Origin of the sequence: Burkholderia territorii (assembly GCF_902833055.1) — a bacterium.
GTDB lineage: Bacteria > Pseudomonadota > Gammaproteobacteria > Burkholderiales > Burkholderiaceae > Burkholderia > Burkholderia territorii.
In genome coordinates this window covers 1-350 of sequence record NZ_CADFEJ010000187.1, presented here as the reverse complement: position 1 = coordinate 350, position 350 = coordinate 1, and the positions used below count along the sequence as shown (strand labels likewise).

Here is a 350-nt window from a genome sequence, read left to right as displayed (position 1 = left end):
GACGAGATCGAGCTGTTAGCCGACGAGAGACCGGTCGACGTCGAGGTCGACAGCGAAGTCACCGTGCTATTGGTCGAGCTGAGGCCCGTCGACAGTGAGTTGATGCCGGTCGAAGTCGACGTGGACAGCGACGAGATCGAGCTGTTAGCCGACGACAGGCCGGTCGACGTGGACGAAGACAGCGAAGTCACCGAGCTGTTGGTCGAGCTGAGGCCCGTCGACAGCGAGTTGATGCCGGTCGAAGTCGACGTGGAGAGCGACGCGATCGAGCTGTTAGCCGACGCGAGGCCCGTCGACGTCGAAGTCGACAGCGAAGCGACCGAACTATTGGTCGAGCTCAGGCCCGTCGA

1 protein-coding gene is annotated in these 350 nt (G+C 62.6%); it reads left to right on the top strand.

Annotated features, from left to right (window positions below):
* Positions 1–350, top strand: a 350-nt coding sequence (locus HW466_RS32175) for a hypothetical protein (RefSeq protein WP_279610406.1), incomplete at both ends; no start/stop codon positions are given.